Below are 14,646 nucleotides of genomic sequence, written 5' to 3'. Positions count from 1 at the left end.
GCGCCGCTGCTCTACGTGCTTGAAAAAATATCCAAAAGGACAATAACAATGAACGATCGAATATTGGGCATCGGGGCAGTGGTGCTTGCTGGTGTCATGTTTTGGCAAGGGGTGGGGCTGGAGGCGCCGTTCTCTTACGAGCCCTTGGGGCCGCGTGCATTTCCCTTATTGATTGCTGCCGTCATGGCTTTGTGTGGCATCTGGTTAGTCGTCAAAGGCGGCGGACAGACCGAACCAAATCCTCCTGGCGCGAATGTACGTATCGCCGCAATGTTTGCCATTGTGGTGGGCTACGGGCTGATTTATCAATCCGCGGGGTTCATCATCGCAACCGCTTTGATGACCATGCTGGTTGGTAAGTTGTTTGGAGGCGGGTGGCTGAAGCCTGCCATTGGTGGTGTCATCAGCTCTGTCTTTTTCTTTTACCTGTTTGACCGGGTGTTAGACGTAGTCCTGCCTTTGGGCGTTTTGGAGGCTTGGTTATGAATGAAATTTTTGGTGCTTTAGCCCAAGGGTTTGGCGTGGCCATGACGCCAACCAATCTGATGGTGGCTGCCATTGGCTCTTTCTTTGGCACAATTGTGGGCGTGCTGCCTGGTTTGGGGCCAATCAATGGCGTGGCCATGTTGATTCCGGTCGCGTTTGCTATGAATTTGCCGCCTGAGACGGCCTTGATTTTGTTGGCTGCGGTTTATGTCGGGGCCGAATACGGTGGGCGCATTACGTCGATTTTGATCAATGTGCCCGGTGAGGCCGCATCGGTAATGACTACGCTGGATGGCTACCCGCTCGCACGGCAAGGTTTGGGCAGTGTGGCTTTGTCGCTGTCTGCATGGGCTTCATTTGTCGGTTCTTTGGTGGCCTTTTTTGGCATTGTGATTTTTGCACCGATGCTGGCGAAGTGGGCACTGGCTTTTGGCCCGGCGGAGTATTTTGTGCTGATGGTGTTTGCGTTCTGCTGTCTGACCGGATTGCTGGGCAACCAGCCTGTCAAGGGGGTGCTCGCTGCGATGATCGGCTTGGCAATTTCTACTGTAGGGGTTGACTCCAACTCTGGGGTTTACCGTTACACATTTGATTCGCCGAACCTGTCTGATGGCATTGATTTTGTGGTTGTCGTGATCGCCTTATTTGCGATCAGTGAAATGCTGCAGATGCTTGAGAACGTGGTCGGCGGCATGTCGGTCAAAGTGCCTAAGAGTGGTCGAAAGCTATTTAACTTCGCAGAATGGAAGTACACCTTACCCAGTGTGATTCGCAGCAGTTTGACGGGGTTTGGTTTGGGTGTATTGCCTGGTGCAGGCGCGAGTGTGGCGTCTGCCATTGCGTATGCCAATGAAAAACGCATCAATGAACAAAAAGATCCGAATGCCAAGTTTGGTCAGGGTGATATGCGCGGGTTGACTGCTCCTGAGTCAGCCAATAACGCTTCTGCCACAGGTTCATTTATTCCAATGCTGACTCTTGGCGTGCCGGGCTCGGGTACAACGGCTGTGATGATGGGGGCTTTGACGCTATACAACATTACGCCTGGGCCTGTACTGTTTGAACAACAACCGCATTTGGTATGGGGCTTGATTGCTTCTTTGCTGGTGGCCAACGTGATTTTGCTGGTGATGAATATTCCAATGGTTCGCGTATTTGCCAGCATTCTGTCGGTGCCACCTTGGTTGCTGGTGCCTACCATCATCTGCATCAGTATTATTGGTGTGTACTCGATCAATGCGACGCAGTTTGATTTGCTGATGGTCGCTGGTATCGGGTTGATTGGCTACTTTTTGCGTAAAGCAGATATGCCTATGGCTCCGCTGATTTTGGGTGTGGTGCTGGGGAATATGATGGAGCAGAACCTGCGCCGGGCACTGGCGATTTCTGACGGTGACGTGTCTATTTTGTTTGCCAGTCCGGTCACGGTGGCATTCTGGATTGGTGCAGTCGCTGTCGTGGCCTTCCCGTTTGTGTATCGTCGCTTTAAATCGAAAAAATAACCTGGTTGGCTGCTAAAGTGCCGCCACGCGTAATGCATGCCAACAGCAAAGCACTTTGCTGTTGGCATCTTTTTTATGTGTAACGCAGAGACTGTTGTTTGCGTTGGTTTATCTGGAAATTGAGGGATGGTCGTAGTGTGGCTGCGACTGTATGAACGCATGAATACGTTGTGGCGATTGGTATTAGGCTTGGCGATAGCATTACTAGGGGCTCAGTTGGCTCTGTGGTTAGATATTCCGCTGCCGTGGATGTTGGGGCCCCTGTTACTGACTGCTGCAACCCGGATATCACATGTGCCAAGCCGCTGCGCGCCGATATTCAACCAGTTCGGGCGCTGGATGATTGGCCTCTCGCTGGGGCTGTATTTCACACCTCAAGTGGCAGAGAGCGTCATGCGCTACTGGCCGTTGATGGTTTTTGGCATGGCCTACGCCATTGCCTTGGCGTTTTTGGGGCGCTCGGTGTACATGCGCTGTGCTGACATGGACCCAACAACCGCGTGGTTCGCTGCAGCAATTGGAAGTGCCAGCGAGATGGCCAATATGGCCCAACGCCATGGGGCGCGGGTAGACCAGGTGGCCTCTGCGCACAGCATGCGGGTGCTGTTGGTGGTGGTAGTCGTTCCGTTTGCTTTTCAATGGTTTGCAGATGCGCCGATGGTGCGCCCGATGGATGTGCGTGATGTGCAATGGCCAGGTTTTTTCTGGTTGGTGAGTGGCGCGTGGGTCTGCGGCTGGCTGTTTCAGCGTTTACGTTTGCCCAATGGATGGATGCTTGGACCGATGGCATTTGCCATGTTGATCACCTTGTCAGGTATTGAGTTGTCGGCATTACCGCCATGGTTGTCATGGGCTGGACAATTGTGCATTGGCTGGTCCTTGGGAGATAAATACCGGCCAGATTTTCTGCGGTCAGCCCCCAGGTTGCTTGGAGTCGTTGCAGCGCTGTCGTTGGGGGTGATCGCCTTTTCTGCGCTATTGGGTTGGTTACTGGCGCTTGCAATTGAACTGCCTCCAGCAACTTTGATCCTGGCCTTGATTCCTGGTGGCATTGCTGAGATGACGATCACTGCCAAAGTGTTGGGTTTAGGGGTGCCTTTGGTGACTGCACTGCAGGTTTCGCGCATGCTGTGTGTGGTGCTCAGTACGGGGTGGCTATACGAACGCTTTCTTGCGGGTGCGCGGCAGCGCATAGATCGGCGTTGACGGTTTGGGATGCGACAAATAGATAAGGGCTTAGCCTGATAGGGCCCTGTATTTGCAACACGCTTGCGCCAGTACAATCCTTAGAACGTGCTTAGGATCTCCACAAAGACCGCGCAATACTTAAAAGAGGCAGAGCAAGGCGCCTGTTGCCGCGCACCGCATCTTTTGGGACTCCAACGCAGCCTGGGTGGTGATCCCGAACACGTTTTTAAGCCATGTTGACCAAGATGGTTGTGCTGTGGCTGTTGATGTTTTTTCGATCCCCTTTTATGCACAGACCCTGACGCGTTGTAACTGCAGCATGTGAGGTGACGGGCTTTTGCTTTTACCATGTCTGAACGCTACCAACCGGCATTGCTCCTTGAAGATATACAACACAACCTAGCGGCAATCCATGCGCGCATGCAGGCTGCGTGTGCAAGGGCAGGGCGCAGTGCGCAGGAAGTACGACTGTTGCCCGTGACTAAAACGGTTGAGGTTGATCGGCTGAGAACAGCTTATGCAGCTGGTGTGCGCCAGATGGGGGAAAACAAAGTGCAGGAGGCGCATGGCAAGTGGCAGGCTATGGGTGACCTGACGGATTTGCAGTGGTGCGTGATTGGGCACTTGCAAACCAACAAAGCCAAGGTCGTGGCCGAGTTTGCCAGCGAGTTCCATGCGCTTGACAGCTTGCGTGTCGCTGAGGCGCTGGATAAGCGCTTGCAAGTATTGGGGCGTAGTTTAAAGGTCATGGTGCAGGTCAACACCTCAGGCGAAGAGAGCAAGTTTGGCCTTGAACCCGCCCAGGCTGTGGCATTTGTAAAGCAGTTGCCCGCGTTTTCCAGTTTGCAAGTGTGCGGCTTGATGACGCTGGCGATCAATACCTCTGAAGAGTCTCGTGTGCGTGCATGCTTTCGCGTTTTACGGGCGCTGCGCGATCAAGTCCAGCAGGAAACGACGTATGCTGGTGCCTTGCGGGAATTGTCCATGGGCATGTCTGGTGATTTTGAATGGGCTATTGAAGAGGGAGCGACTACCGTGCGTGTTGGTCAAGCCATTTTTGGTGCGCGCGCATTACCTGATAGCCATTATTGGCCCGCACAGTGAGCAGCCAATACAAGGTGTGTGAACGCCAAACGCGAGACAGGCGCTCGCATGCAGCCCATGCATGCTTGGCGCATGAAAGAAAACTATTCAAGAGAGCTTGATTCATGCAACCAACTTCAACTTTTCTGAGCGCAGGCGCGTCAGTGCGCGTATTTATGGTGTTTGCGTTGGTGTACATCCTCTCCACGATGGTGCGCGCAGTGACGGCAACACTGGCGCCGGAACTTACCGCTACCTTTGCGCTTTCAGCTTCTGAGTTGGGGTTGTTGGCGGGGAGCTATTTTGTCGGCTTTTGTCTGATGCAGATTCCGCTGGGCATCTGCTTGGATAGGTTTGGTCCTCCACGTACCGCTGCAGTGTTTCTCGCTGTGGCTTTGGTGGGCAGTGTGTGTGTGGCAACTGCCCAATCGTTTGTAGGTATTTTGGTAGGAAGAACTTTATTGGGGTTGGGCTTGGCCGCAGGTTTGATGGCTCCGTTGACTGCTTATCGGCGTTGGTATGCGCCAGCCACGTTGGTGCGTGCCAGTGCATGGATGCAAATGGTTGGTGCCTTGGGGATGCTCCTGTCTACCCTGCCGGTACAGTGGCTGTTGCCGCTGTGGGGCTGGCGTGGTGTGTTTTGGGTATGGGCCGCTATTGGCTGCGTGGCTTTGGTGGGGTTGCTGTTGGGGTTGCCCCGTTGGGAGAATGCAAGAGCCAGCAGCACGCAAAAACCGCCTTCAGCTTGGGAGATTTTGAAGGGCTATGGCACTATCGTGCGTGATCGCCGTTTCATCAGTGTGGTACCGCTGGGTTTTTGCTGCTACGGCAGTTTGTTTGCGATTTTGACGCTCTGGGCAGGCCCTTGGCTGCAGAACGTGGCGGGTCAAACACCCCAGCAAGCAGCATCAGGCTTGCTGGCCATTAATGTATTGATGATGTGTGCCTTTTTGTTGTGGGGCTGGGCGGCGCCTAAATTGGAACGTGCAGGCATGACGCTTGAGCAACTGGCATTGCGCGCAGTTTCCTTGGGTTTGTTGATTTTGCCGGTTGTTGTCTGGCGTGGTTCTGCGGCAGGTTGGCCTTATTGGGCTGCGTATTGCCTGAGCATTACGGCCTTTTCTATGGTACAGCCGAAGCTGGCGCAAGGCTTTCCTAGCCACTTGGCGGGGCGCACCCTGACCGCATTCAATTTAGCCATTTTTTCAGGCACATTCTTTATGCAGTGGACGATTGGTGTGGCTATTGACGCATTTCTCGCTGCAGGCTTTGACACGGTTGGCGCTTACCAAAATGCCATGTGGCTGTTGTGGGGTGTTAACGTGGCAGCATTGGGCTGGTTCTTACGTTTTCGTGTGCCTGCTGCTTCGCTTGCGCAAGCTGCATGAGTTCTGGTTGGCCTGACTACTCATGGCGCTTTCCCCTTATTCTTTGGACATCGATGCCTTATGCCGGATAGCCGTATTGTTTTGATTGCCCATGCACCGTTGGCCAGTGCGTTGAAAGCCTGCGCACGGCATGTGTTTGCCGATCGTGCCGAGCAGATTGTGGTGGTGGACGTGACCGCCGAGCACGACGTCGCGAGCTGGCATGCAAAGGCTGGTGAGTGGCTTGGAGACTCCAATGCACCGGTTCTTTTGCTGACCGATGTGTTTGGGGCGACCCCTTTCAATATTGCGCGCGATTGGGCCGATTGGTGTGTTGAGCAAGGGATGGAGGCGCGCGTGCTTACAGGTGCCAATGTGCCCATGCTGCTGCGTGCAATCACCTACAGCGATGAGCCCTTGGCCCAATGGGTTGAGCGGGCCGAGTCTGGCGGCGTGCAAGGCATTATTGCCGTCTCGCCCAATGTGGTGCCCAAGGCTGGGCGCCAGCAATCAGTACGACATTCTTATGATTCAGACCAAAACCACCATCATCAATAAACTGGGCTTGCATGCCCGCGCTTCAGCCAAATTGACCAAACTGGCCGGGAGCTTTCCTTGTCAAGTGTGGATGAGCAGAAATGGCCGGCGCATCAATGCCAAAAGCATCATGGGTGTGATGATGCTGGCTGCAGGCATTGGCAGCGAAGTAGAGATTGAAACCGATGGTCCGCAAGAGCAGGACGCGATGCAAGCGTTGTTGGCCTTGATTGCTGACAAGTTTGGCGAAGAACAGTGAAAGCGTGCGATGTATGTGTGCTTGTCGCAGCGCAGGCATCGCCAACAGAAGGAGTGAAGACCATGAATGAACGCATCAACGGCATTGCCGTGTCGCGAGGCATTGCCATCGGTCGGGCTTTGTTATTGGGGCGCGAGCCTTTGCAAGTCAAGCATTACTTGGTGAGCGCCAAACACATTGAACGCGAAATCAAGCGTTTGGATGCTGGGTTTGCGCAAGCGATTGTGGAGCTGCGCCGCGTTCAAAAAACCATTGCCAATGACGCCTCTTCGGCGGAGCTGCATGCCTTGCTCGATGTGCATGCCATGTTGCTTGAAGATCCGGAACTTAGAAATGGTGCGACCGCATTTATTCAGCAGCGGCGCTATAACGCTGAATGGGCGCTGATGCAGCAGCTGGCACATTTTTCGCGCGAATTCGACGCGATGGATGACAGCTATTTGCGTGAGCGCAAAGTCGATCTGGAGCAACTGGTCTCGCGTGTTGTGCACTGTATGCGCGCAGCTACTGCGCCTGCTGCATCTGTAGGGAGCGCAACGCCTGCGGGAGATGCGCTGGAGCAGGCCCTGATTGATTTGAGTGGGCATGAAGGCCAAGACGCTGAGCACTTCAAAAGTGCCTCGCAAGATGTGCCGCTGCGTGTTGGCGCGCACCATACGATGGATTGGCCTTGCATCATCGTGGCCCATGACTTGGCACCTGCCGATATGCTGCATTTCAAGCATGACGCATTTGCGGGTTTTATTGCCGATACTGGTGGAGCTACTTCGCACACTGCCATTGTGGCGCGCAGTCTGGATATTCCTGCTGTGGTGGGAACCACTGACGCATCTAAGCGCATCAGCCAAGATGCGATCGTGATTGTGCAAGCCGATGCGGGGTTGGTCATCATCAACCCTGATGAGGCCACGCTGGCCCATTACAGCCAATTGCAAAAGGAGGACTTGCGCATCCGCGAGCGGCAGGAGCAGTTACGCCACACGGCAGCGACTACGCAGGATGGGAAGAGCATTGAGCTATTGGCGAATATTGAGTTTCCTGCAGACTGCCAAGCCGCAATGGCTGCAGGTGCTGTGGGAGTTGGGCTGTTCCGCAGCGAATTTTTGTTCATGGGCAGGCATGGCGCACTGCCCGATGAACAAGAGCAATACCAAGCCTACCGTGAGGCGGTGGAAGCCATGCACGGGCTTCCAGTGACGATCCGAACGGTGGATATTGGTGCTGACAAGTTACTTGATGCTGCAACACAAGGGCGTTCTGTGCATGACCAATCCGCACTGGGCTTACGCGCTATTCGCTGGAGTCTGTCCAGCCTCGATATGTTCAGAACGCAGCTGCGCGCATTGCTGCGTGCGGCTGCACATGGACCTCTGAACATTCTGCTGCCGATGATTTCGCACGCCGCACAAGTGCAACAAGCACGCGTGCAGCTGGAGTTGGCTCGCCAAGAGTTGCAGAAGGAGGGCTTGCCATTTGGCCTCGTGCAACTGGGGGCTATGGTGGAAGTACCTGCAGCCGCGTTGATGATTGAGTTGTTGCTGGATGATTTGGACTTTGTCTCCATAGGTAGTAACGACTTGACGCAGTACACCTTGGCCGTTGACCGTGCCAACGAAGCGGTGGCGCATTTGTTTGATGCGACACACCCTGCCGTTTTACGGTTGATTGCCCATGTGATTGCGCAGTGCCAGCAACGCGGCAAGCATGTGAGTGTATGTGGTGAAATCGCTGGTGACCCGCAGGTTACCGATTTGCTGCTCGGCTTAGGCTTGGAGAGCTTTTCCATGCACCCCGTCCAGCTATTGGCGGTCAAAGAACGCATCTTGCATGCCAATACACAGACCTTGTCCCATTGGTCTCGCAGCGTGCTTGCCTCTGCTGACCCACAAGCACTCATATCACAGCATGCGTTGGAGGTGCAGCAGGCGGCATAACGTTTTGTGCAGCGGGCCAGTACCCCCACGCTAGTGCGGTACATGGAAGGGGTAGGCACAATGGTTTTCATCTGCGCTGCGCTAACCCCACATTTTGCAATGCTTGCTTTCTGTGGTGTTCAGGGGCCTGGCCTTTTGCGCATCTCTCTTTTACACACGTTCTAAGCCGCCAACCTTGTTCTTGTAGATGTACGCATTGCCTCTCTCATTGGGCCACCTCAGCATTGTGTGTTTGGCATTGCTGCTGTATGTGCTCACCAATCGTGTGCACCACATGCGGCGCTCACCAGGTTCAGCGGTAGCGTGGGTATTGCTGTTGGTGGCTTTTCCGTACTTGGGCGTGCCGCTGTACCTATTTTTCGGTTTGCGCAAGGTGACTAAGGTTCCCAACGCAGCAACCTCTTTGGTAGGGCAAGAGCAAAGCCAGAAGGTTGTGGGGGGCGATACGCAGCCTCGGCATGCGCCTTCATGGGCCAAGGATGTGCTTTCAGCCATGCATATTCCTGCTGCAGTGGGGGTACAGGCGCTGCATTTTGATGCGGATGGCCGAGTGGCTTTGTTGGGCGTGCTCGAATTTATTGAGCGTGCTGAGCACGAGCTGTTGGTGTGCACCTTCATCCTAGGCAACGATGATGTGGTCGCAGCCCGTGTGGTTGATGCTTTGGTACTTGCGGCGCACCGCGGGGTGCGGGTGCGGGTGATTGTGGATGCCATTGGCAGTTTGCGGTTGCGCAAAGCCAGTATGCTCCGCTTGGAGCAAAATGCAGTGGCCTTGCGGCGATTTATGCCGATATGGCACAACAGTGTCAAAGGACGGGCTAATTTGCGCAACCACCGCAAGTACATGGTGGCCGATGGACGCTACGTATGGTCGGGTGGGCGCAATTTTGCAGTGGAGTATTTTCTGGATCAACCACGCCACCCTGCATGGCAGGATGTGAGCTTTCAAGCAGAAGGGGCCATTGCACAGCATTTTCAGGCGCTGTTTGCATCAGATTGGACACACGCTTCGGCTCCGCTTCTTTGGGGCGCACGGCGCGTAGTCAGTGAGGCATTGGCACATAGCGCCATCGATGCTTTTTATCGATTGCAAGGGACTTGGCAGCATGTGGCAGATTTGGTGATGAGCAGTTGGTCAGGCGCCGCCACCTCAGCCAGTGCCCAGCAGCCCCATGCTGCGGTGTTGGCGCCCGCATTGCAGGACCAGACATTGCAAATGATCGCCAGCGGCCCTGACCAAGCTGACGACACCATCTACTCCCTGTTGCTCACAGGCGTTTTTCATGCAAAGCAACGCATCACGATGCTCACGCCTTATTTCGTGCCCGACGACGCATTGACTGCAGCGCTGGCATTGGCCGTGCGCCGTGGCGTGCGGTTGGAGTTGCTCATGCCGCGCACATCGAACCACCGTTTGGCAGACATCGCACGCATGCGTCCGCTGCGGCAGCTGGCTCAGGCAGGTGCGCATGTGCAATGGATTGATGGCATGTGCCATGCCAAAGTCGTGGTCATTGACGATGCGATGGCGCTGTGTGGTTCAGCCAATATGGATACACGCAGCCTGTTTCTGAATTATGAAGTCATGACCGCGTTTTATAGTTTGGAGTCGATTGAGGCCGTGGATGTGTTGCTGCAACGCTTGCGCCAGCAGGCTGAGCCTTATGAACCGCAGATGCCTGGTTTTGCGCGTGATTTGCTTGAGGGGATGGTGCGTTCAGTTGCTTTTGAGCTGTGATGGTGATCGCCAATTCGTTTCTGCTGGTATTTTTAATGCACCATCGCAAGGCAGACTGCAGGACTTCTCACAACTTTTATGCAGCGCAATGGGGCTGGGGATGGGTAACTTGGTATCAGCGCGCTGCTGCTGAAACCATGCTTTTTCCAAAGAAAACGCCTGCGGCATAGCGGGCTTCGGTAAAAGAAAAGCCGCTCGAAAGCGGCTGGGGAAGCTGGTTGGGTTTATCGCTTGCGTCTGCGATGCATTGCAACACCGGCAGCACCGATGGCACCGGCTAGGCCCATGAGGCCGAAGGCGCCGAGCGCTGGGACTGGCGTGGCTGTGTTCGGCGCGGCTGCAGCCTGAACAACAATGGACACTAATTCCGTACCTGCCGCTTTGAGTCGTGTAGGGGATGGCTGCTCGACTGGCTCAGTGCTCAAGGTCCACGAATAACTGCCGCCAACCGTCAAGCCAAGGTCTTGCAAGGTTTTATTCGCTATGACTCCAGAAAACTGAAGGGGCGATCCGCTTGAGTAGTTGGGTGGAAGTATTATTGACAGTTGATCGTTTTCACTTTGGTTCGGATTTTCGAAAAGGCCAAATAGATCTCCCTCACTAACTCCTTCACTGAATTCTTCACTAATTTCTGCTTCGGAACTGATGCCTGTTCCTCTCTTTTGAGTGACTGAATACTGACACTGCAAATAAGCTTCTGGCGCACTGAATAGTGACGCATTAAATAGAAGCATGAGTGGTTGTAAGACTATTGCAAATGGTAGGTCTGTGTTTGCGTCTTTGCTGTTGATGGACCTCGGTGCATTTTCGCCTGAATGGGGCATACACATATTTCCCGTGGTCAGGCTCCCCGAGCCACGCACAACAACATCGGCGCCAACTTGTTGGATGACAAGTTCGACACTAGCATGCGCAGTCATAGAAAAAGCGAGCAGGGCGGCAGGAATCAATTTGAGAGTGTGTTTCATGTTTCAATTGGTTAACAAAGTCACCGAGAATCTACGCTCAAAAAAAGCCACTGTCTATCACTGATTTCAGGTATTTTGAGGTGATTTTTATGCAAAAGAGGCTTGGTAGGCGCTTGGTTGGTTATCGGCGCAACTCCTTCCATGCGAAGCCCTTGCTTGCAGATGTTCCCGCCAATGAACGGATTGAATCAATGACCGGTGATGCAGATGCACTGCGTCTGGGATAGGGATTGGGTTTGAGGGACTCACACATGGAATTGAATGTGTGCAAATAAGCTTGTCAGGCTTATGTTTTTAGCGGCTTTCCCTATGCAGAAACAGCTCGGCCCATACAGGTCTTTGGCTCTCTAAATATAATGGCGCCCGATTTCTTTATGCGGATTTGAGCGCATTTGCCATTGCCGTGCTTGGTTGATGCAATAAGGGGAATAAATTCGGTGCACAACAGCCTTCAGGGATGCACTTCTAACCAAGAAATACTCGCAAATGCACTGTTATATGCAAAATTTAAAAGGAAGTGCTTTTGAATTTTTTTATGAGTAATTCAATAAAATCAACAAATTATGAAGAAATATAGCCCTTGGCGCTTATCGGTGGCGCCAATGCTCGATTGGACGGATCGGCATTGCCGTTATTTTCACCGCCTGCTCACGCAGCATGCCAGGCTCTATACCGAGATGATTCACACGGGCGCCATTTTGCATGGCGGGGCTGAACGATTTTTGCGTTTCAATGCTGAGGAGAACCCCCTGGCATTGCAGTTGGGGGGGAGTACGCCCAGCGATTTAGCCGCGTGTGCGAAGCTGGCGCAGCAATGGGGTTATGACGAGGTCAATATCAATTGTGGTTGTCCCAGTGAGCGCGTGCAACGTGGCAGCTTTGGTGCGTGCCTCATGGCTGAGCCCGCTTTGGTGGCCGATGGTGTGAAAGCCATGCGCGATGCATGCACCATCGACGTCACTGTCAAGCACCGCATCGGTCTGGATAAGAACGAGGACTATGCGCCGGTGCGGGATTTTGTCGGTGCGTTGGCGCAGGCAGGGTGTTCGGTGTTCATCGTGCATGCACGCAATGCTTGGCTTAAAGGCCTCAGCCCCAAGGAGAATCGAGATATTCCGCCTTTGCGCTACCACGTGGTGCACCAGTTGAAGAAAGACTTCCCTTCGCTGACGTTTGCCATTAATGGAGGCTTGCAAACCAATGCCCAGATTCAAGAGCAGCTGCAGCATGTCGATGGCGCCATGATTGGCCGCCAGGCCTACCACACACCTTGGGATTTGACGACTTGGGATGAAACGTTTTTTGATGCAAAACCTTCTGCACTTGATCGCGATGAAGTGGAAGAGACTATGGTGTGCTACATGGAAAAAGAAGTAGCCAAAGGCGTGCCGGTACTTACCATCGCCAAGCATATGCTGGGTTTGCGCAATGGGGTTTCTGGCGCACGAGCCTGGCGACAAGTGTGGAGTGATCACAAGCGCAAGGAACTGCCCCCAAGAATGATTTACCAGCAGGCTCAGGAAGCGGCTGTTCGCTACCGTTTTGGGGAATGATGTTGCGGTATCTCTCCGTTATACGCATTGTTTTTGTTGCTGTGCTTTCAGCTTTGCTTTTGGGGCAGTTGATGTGCGCGGCTATTCATCGAGAATTGATATGAAACCCATTGATGCTATTGTGGCCCGCCATGCGGAATTGACGGCGATTCGACGCGATATCCACGCCCATCCAGAATTGGCGTTTGAAGAGCACCGCACCGCCGATTTGGTGGCAGGCAAGTTGCAGGAGTGGGGGATTGAGGTGCATCGGGGGCTGGCCGGTACGGGGGTGGTTGGGGTGATTCGTGGCCAGCACACGGCTGATGCCAAAGCGGCTGCGCGCATGGTCGGGCTGCGTGCAGATATGGATGCACTTCCAATGCAAGAGCACAACACCTTTGCACATGCCAGCACGGTTCCTGGCCGTATGCATGCCTGTGGCCATGATGGGCACACGACAATGCTGCTGGGCGCTGCGCAGCAGCTGGCGCAGTCACGTGACTTTGCGGGTGTTGTAGTGCTGATTTTTCAACCTGCAGAAGAGTTCGGTGGTGGTGCCCAAGTCATGCTGGAGCAGGGCCTGTTGGAGCAATTTCCGGTTGAGGCGGTTTTTGGCATGCACAACATGCCCGGTATTGCCGAAGGCACGTTTGCCTTGTCGCCAGGGCCAGTTTTGGCATCCAACAGCGAATTTAAAATTCGCATTCAGGGCAAAGGGGGGCATGCGGCCATGCCGCATTTGGCAGTCGATCCGATTTGGGTCTCCAGCCAAATCATTCCAGCTTTGCAAGCGGTAATCAGCCGCAGCAAATCGCCGTTGGAGGCCGCTGTTATTTCCGTAACGACCATCCACGCAGGTGATACGTTTAATGTCATTCCTGGCGAGTGCATGATGACTGGGACAGTGCGCGCTTACACCAAAGATACCTTGGATTTGGTGGAGCGCCGTATGGGGGAAATCGTGACGGGCATTGGTGCCGCCAATGGGGCAACGTGTACGTTGGAGTTCAACCGGATTTATCCTTCGACCATCAACCATGCCCATGAAACAGCGTTTGCGCGTGGCGTGCTGCAGGGGATGTTGGGAGAAGGGCAACTCATTGCGCAAGCGCCCATTATGGCTGCCGAGGATTTTGCATTCATGTTGGAGAAAATTCCTGGATGCTATGCCTTCATCGGCAACGGTGATGGAGCGCATCGTGAGCCAGGGCATGGCCAAGGTCCATGTTTGGTTCACAATTCGAGTTACGATTTCAATGATGCCCTGTTGCCTTTGGGGGCCAGCTATTTAGTGCATTTGGCGCGCCAATGGTTGGCAAAGTCTGAGTGAGCAGACGCTAAGGCTGTGCACCTGAAGGCTCGTGCCTTGGTTCACTGTCATCAAGCCCCAGAAGCAATCTGGGGCTTTTTTTATGGACTGACGGTGGTGCGAAAGTTACCCCGCCAGCCTTTGTTTAGCTTGTGCGGGGCTTACCAGGACCTTTTCTGATGCAGCTCTGACAACAGCTAATGATCATTTATACGGTGCGTATTTTTATACTGGTAGGGAGTATTTGTGTATACTCCCTAGCTGTATCTTTGGATGTGCCATCGATGCTGTTTCATTGAACTGTTTTTTAAAAAGTCATGCCCCATTCTCCAGAGGATAAAAAACGTGTGATCACACGTTTGCGCCGCATCAAAGGCCAGACAGAGGCCTTGGAGCGTGCTGTCAATGCGGGTTCAAGCTGCAATGATTTACTTCAGCAATTGGCGGCACTGCGTGGTGCAACCAATGGCTTGATGGCCGAAGTCTTGGAGAGTCACCTTCGTGAAACTTTTCTGGCCGAAGATGGGGCAGTCAAGCCAAGCAAATTGACGCCTGCAGAGGATATTGAGCAGTTAATGAAGATCATCCGAAGCTATCTGAAATAACTTGACCCGCACGCGTGAGGTGGTTCGCAGTTGAGTTGTTGGTGCATGCCCGGCATTTCAGCCTTGGGCCAGCGATATGCGAAGCAAATGTTTTTACCTCTACGTTGAGTCTCTTCTTTGTTGAATTACCCAAAG

At 53.7% G+C, this 14,646-nt stretch carries 14 protein-coding genes; 13 read left to right on the top strand and 1 reads right to left on the bottom strand.

Features of this window, described 5'->3' with window-relative positions; translation table 11 throughout:
* The first annotated feature begins 48 nt into the window (after positions 1 to 48).
* The 10 genes from E9531_RS10420 (at position 49) to E9531_RS17485 (ending at position 10,264) form a co-directional block, all read left to right on the top strand.
* Positions 49 to 486: a tripartite tricarboxylate transporter TctB family protein gene (locus tag E9531_RS10420; protein ID WP_136573693.1), complete on the top strand. Its 438-nt coding sequence runs from the start codon at positions 49 to 51 to the stop codon at positions 484 to 486.
* Entirely contained in the window at positions 483 to 1,988 is a 1,506-nt protein-coding gene (locus E9531_RS10415) for a tripartite tricarboxylate transporter permease (RefSeq protein WP_136573692.1), read from the top strand. Before E9531_RS10420 ends, E9531_RS10415 begins: the two co-directional genes overlap by 4 nt.
* A 159-nt stretch (positions 1,989 to 2,147) precedes the next feature.
* Complete coding sequence (locus E9531_RS10410) at positions 2,148 to 3,194, top strand: AbrB family transcriptional regulator (protein WP_136573691.1); 1,047 nt, start codon at positions 2,148 to 2,150, stop codon at positions 3,192 to 3,194.
* A 330-nt stretch (positions 3,195 to 3,524) separates the two neighbouring features.
* Positions 3,525 to 4,280 carry a YggS family pyridoxal phosphate-dependent enzyme gene (locus tag E9531_RS10405; protein ID WP_136573690.1) on the top strand — a complete coding sequence of 252 codons (756 nt, stop codon included), beginning with the start codon at positions 3,525 to 3,527 and terminating at the stop codon, positions 4,278 to 4,280.
* A 104-nt stretch (positions 4,281 to 4,384) separates the two neighbouring features.
* Positions 4,385 to 5,647, top strand: coding sequence for an MFS transporter (locus E9531_RS10400; RefSeq protein WP_136573689.1), 1,263 nt, complete (start codon positions 4,385 to 4,387; stop codon positions 5,645 to 5,647).
* Positions 5,648 to 5,707: 60 nt separating this feature from the next.
* Positions 5,708 to 6,184 carry a PTS sugar transporter subunit IIA gene (locus E9531_RS10395; RefSeq protein WP_136573688.1) on the top strand — a complete coding sequence of 159 codons (477 nt, stop codon included), beginning with the start codon at positions 5,708 to 5,710 and terminating at the stop codon, positions 6,182 to 6,184.
* Positions 6,153 to 6,422, top strand: coding sequence for an HPr family phosphocarrier protein (locus tag E9531_RS10390; RefSeq protein ID WP_136573687.1), 270 nt, complete (start codon positions 6,153 to 6,155; stop codon positions 6,420 to 6,422). The genes E9531_RS10395 and E9531_RS10390 overlap by 32 nt, the downstream gene beginning before the upstream one ends.
* A gap of 62 nt (positions 6,423 to 6,484) precedes the next feature.
* Complete coding sequence (gene ptsP / locus E9531_RS10385; protein ID WP_136573686.1) at positions 6,485 to 8,356, top strand: phosphoenolpyruvate--protein phosphotransferase; 1,872 nt, start codon at positions 6,485 to 6,487, stop codon at positions 8,354 to 8,356.
* Between the two features lie 187 nt (positions 8,357 to 8,543).
* Positions 8,544 to 10,094 carry a phospholipase D-like domain-containing protein gene (locus E9531_RS10380; RefSeq protein ID WP_136573685.1) on the top strand — a complete coding sequence of 517 codons (1,551 nt, stop codon included), beginning with the start codon at positions 8,544 to 8,546 and terminating at the stop codon, positions 10,092 to 10,094.
* A complete protein-coding gene (locus tag E9531_RS17485; RefSeq protein WP_158291760.1) occupies positions 10,094 to 10,264 on the top strand; it encodes a hypothetical protein in 171 nt (56 codons plus the stop codon). The genes E9531_RS10380 and E9531_RS17485 overlap by 1 nt, the downstream gene beginning before the upstream one ends.
* Positions 10,265 to 10,318: 54 nt before the next feature.
* Here the strand turns inward: E9531_RS17485 and E9531_RS10375 are convergent, their stop codons facing one another.
* The gene (locus E9531_RS10375) at positions 10,319 to 11,062 is read right to left on the bottom strand and encodes an IPTL-CTERM sorting domain-containing protein (RefSeq protein WP_136573684.1); all 744 of its coding nucleotides are present in this window, start codon (positions 11,060 to 11,062) and stop codon (positions 10,319 to 10,321) included.
* Between the two features lie 563 nt (positions 11,063 to 11,625).
* Here E9531_RS10375 and dusA point away from each other — a divergent pair.
* The 3 genes from dusA to E9531_RS10360 all read left to right on the top strand — a co-directional run bounded on the left by dusA (position 11,626) and on the right by E9531_RS10360 (position 14,511).
* Positions 11,626 to 12,615 carry a tRNA dihydrouridine(20/20a) synthase DusA gene (dusA, locus tag E9531_RS10370; RefSeq protein WP_136573683.1) on the top strand — a complete coding sequence of 330 codons (990 nt, stop codon included), beginning with the start codon at positions 11,626 to 11,628 and terminating at the stop codon, positions 12,613 to 12,615.
* A 100-nt stretch (positions 12,616 to 12,715) separates the two neighbouring features.
* Positions 12,716 to 13,927: a M20 aminoacylase family protein gene (locus tag E9531_RS10365; protein WP_136573682.1), complete on the top strand. Its 1,212-nt coding sequence runs from the start codon at positions 12,716 to 12,718 to the stop codon at positions 13,925 to 13,927.
* A 296-nt stretch (positions 13,928 to 14,223) separates the two neighbouring features.
* Positions 14,224 to 14,511, top strand: coding sequence for a metal/formaldehyde-sensitive transcriptional repressor (locus E9531_RS10360; protein ID WP_136573681.1), 288 nt, complete (start codon positions 14,224 to 14,226; stop codon positions 14,509 to 14,511).
* The last annotated feature ends 135 nt before the right edge of the window (positions 14,512 to 14,646 follow it).

It is taken from the genome of Lampropedia puyangensis (genome assembly GCF_004833285.1).
Classification (GTDB): Bacteria; Pseudomonadota; Gammaproteobacteria; order Burkholderiales; family Burkholderiaceae_C; genus Lampropedia; species Lampropedia puyangensis.
The sequence above is the reverse complement of the archived record's forward strand: the minus strand, read 5'-3'. Positions and strand labels throughout refer to the sequence as shown.

What these genes read in the sequence shown, in the direction of transcription:
- E9531_RS10420 (WP_136573693.1), top strand. Translation starts at nt 49, where the DNA reads ATGAACGATCGAATATTGGGCATCGGGGCAGTGGTGCTTGCTGGTGTC.
- E9531_RS10415 (WP_136573692.1), top strand. Translation starts at nt 483, where the DNA reads ATGAATGAAATTTTTGGTGCTTTAGCCCAAGGGTTTGGCGTGGCCATG.
- E9531_RS10410 (WP_136573691.1), top strand. Translation starts at nt 2,148, where the DNA reads ATGAATACGTTGTGGCGATTGGTATTAGGCTTGGCGATAGCATTACTA.
- E9531_RS10405 (WP_136573690.1), top strand. Translation starts at nt 3,525, where the DNA reads ATGTCTGAACGCTACCAACCGGCATTGCTCCTTGAAGATATACAACAC.
- E9531_RS10400 (WP_136573689.1), top strand. Translation starts at nt 4,385, where the DNA reads ATGCAACCAACTTCAACTTTTCTGAGCGCAGGCGCGTCAGTGCGCGTA.
- E9531_RS10395 (WP_136573688.1), top strand. Translation starts at nt 5,708, where the DNA reads ATGCCGGATAGCCGTATTGTTTTGATTGCCCATGCACCGTTGGCCAGT.
- E9531_RS10390 (WP_136573687.1), top strand. Translation starts at nt 6,153, where the DNA reads ATGATTCAGACCAAAACCACCATCATCAATAAACTGGGCTTGCATGCC.
- ptsP (WP_136573686.1), top strand. Translation starts at nt 6,485, where the DNA reads ATGAATGAACGCATCAACGGCATTGCCGTGTCGCGAGGCATTGCCATC.
- E9531_RS10380 (WP_136573685.1), top strand. Translation starts at nt 8,544, where the DNA reads ATGTACGCATTGCCTCTCTCATTGGGCCACCTCAGCATTGTGTGTTTG.
- E9531_RS17485 (WP_158291760.1), top strand. Translation starts at nt 10,094, where the DNA reads ATGGTGATCGCCAATTCGTTTCTGCTGGTATTTTTAATGCACCATCGC.
- E9531_RS10375 (WP_136573684.1), bottom strand. Translation starts at nt 11,062, where the DNA reads ATGAAACACACTCTCAAATTGATTCCTGCCGCCCTGCTCGCTTTTTCT.
- dusA (WP_136573683.1), top strand. Translation starts at nt 11,626, where the DNA reads ATGAAGAAATATAGCCCTTGGCGCTTATCGGTGGCGCCAATGCTCGAT.
- E9531_RS10365 (WP_136573682.1), top strand. Translation starts at nt 12,716, where the DNA reads ATGAAACCCATTGATGCTATTGTGGCCCGCCATGCGGAATTGACGGCG.
- E9531_RS10360 (WP_136573681.1), top strand. Translation starts at nt 14,224, where the DNA reads ATGCCCCATTCTCCAGAGGATAAAAAACGTGTGATCACACGTTTGCGC.